The sequence below is a fragment of the Janthinobacterium sp. AD80 genome (assembly GCF_002878455.1).
Lineage (GTDB): Bacteria > Pseudomonadota > Gammaproteobacteria > Burkholderiales > Burkholderiaceae_D > Janthinobacterium.
Window position 1 is genome coordinate 1 of sequence record NZ_NRDQ01000348.1, and the last position, 1,543, is coordinate 1,543.

Below are 1,543 nucleotides of genomic sequence, written 5' to 3' on the forward strand. Positions count from 1 at the left end.
GGGGAGCTAATCGCAGAAAGTGTATCGTAGTCCGGATTGTAGTCTGCAACTCGACTGCATGAAGTTGGAATCGCTAGTAATCGCGGATCAGCATGTCGCGGTGAATACGTTCCCGGGTCTTGTACACACCGCCCGTCACACCATGGGAGCGGGTTTTACCAGAAGTAGGTAGCTTAACCGCAAGGAGGGCGCTTACCACGGTAGGATTCGTGACTGGGGTGAAGTCGTAACAAGGTAGCCGTATCGGAAGGTGCGGCTGGATCACCTCCTTTCTAGAGTTTGCACGAATCATGTAAATGGTTCACGCATCAAATGTTCACACTTATCGGCTGTTTAATTAAGAAGAAACAGTAGTCGTAGTAGTTCCGCGTTGGGGCTGTAGCTCAGCTGGTTAGAGCACCGTGTTGATAACGCGGGGGTCGTTGGTTCGAGTCCAACCAGCCCTACCAGTAACACCCGTGTCGTACATTCCCGGGGGATTAGCTCAGCTGGGAGAGCACCTGCTTTGCAAGCAGGGGGTCGTCGGTTCGATCCCGTCATCCTCCACCACGTTTTACTTGAAAGTGCAAACGTAAGCCGGTAGGTTTAGGTTTGATCTTTTAGCGATCAAAGCTGTTTCGTTCTTTAACAATCTGGAAGAAGTAAAGATTATTTATTGATCAAGTCTATGCGTGCAGCAATGCATGAGGCGACTTGATGGGTAATGATTGTATGTATCAACAAACAAGCAACAACGTTGTACTTTCTTATCCCTGTAGCGCTCTTTGATGACTTCGGTCTTCAGAGGCTAACGTTATAGGGACAAGCGAATAAGTGCACATGGTGGATGCCTTGGCGATTACAGGCGATGAAGGACGTAGTAGCTTGCGATAAGCTGCGGGGAGTGAGCAAACACACTTTGATCCGCAGATTTCCGAATGGGGCAACCCACCCTTTTAGGGTATTGCATACTGAATACATAGGTATGCAAGGCGAACGCGGCGAACTGAAACATCTAAGTAGCTGCAGGAAAAGAAATCAACCGAGATTCCCAAAGTAGCGGCGAGCGAAATGGGAAGAGCCTGTACGTGATAGTCGGACCGATAACAGAATCCTCTGGAAATAGGAGCCATAGTGGGTGATAGCCCCGTATGTGAAATTGGACCGGTGATACTAAGCGTACGACAAGTAGGGCGGGACACGTGACATCCTGTCTGAATATGGGGGGACCATCCTCCAAGGCTAAATACTCGTAATCGACCGATAGTGAACCAGTACCGTGAGGGAAAGGCGAAAAGAACCCCGGAAGGGGAGTGAAATAGATCCTGAAACCGTGTGCATACAAACAGTAGGAGCGGACTTGTTCCGTGACTGCGTACCTTTTGTATAATGGGTCAGCGACTTACATTCAGTGGCAAGGTTAACCATATAGGGAAGCCGTAGAGAAATCGAGTCCGAATAGGGCGATCAGYCTGCTCGTCGCCGATGTGCATGATGTGTTCCATTTCAAAGCTCTTGCCGCCGAACTTGGAGACATGGCTGAGCACCAGCACCTTGTCGCCGT

The 1,543-nt window shown here is 49.7% G+C and carries 2 tRNA genes and 2 rRNA genes; all 4 read left to right on the forward strand.

Going from position 1 to position 1,543, the window contains the following annotated elements:
- A 16S ribosomal RNA gene (locus JaAD80_RS29325) occupies window positions 1-272 on the forward strand; the annotation flags it as partial.
- A gap of 100 nt (window positions 273-372) precedes the next feature.
- Window positions 373-449 (forward strand) — tRNA-Ile (locus tag JaAD80_RS29330).
- Window positions 450-473: 24 nt separating this feature from the next.
- Window positions 474-549, forward strand: a tRNA-Ala gene (locus JaAD80_RS29335).
- A gap of 250 nt (window positions 550-799) precedes the next feature.
- A 23S ribosomal RNA gene (locus JaAD80_RS31285) occupies window positions 800-1,543 on the forward strand; the annotation flags it as partial.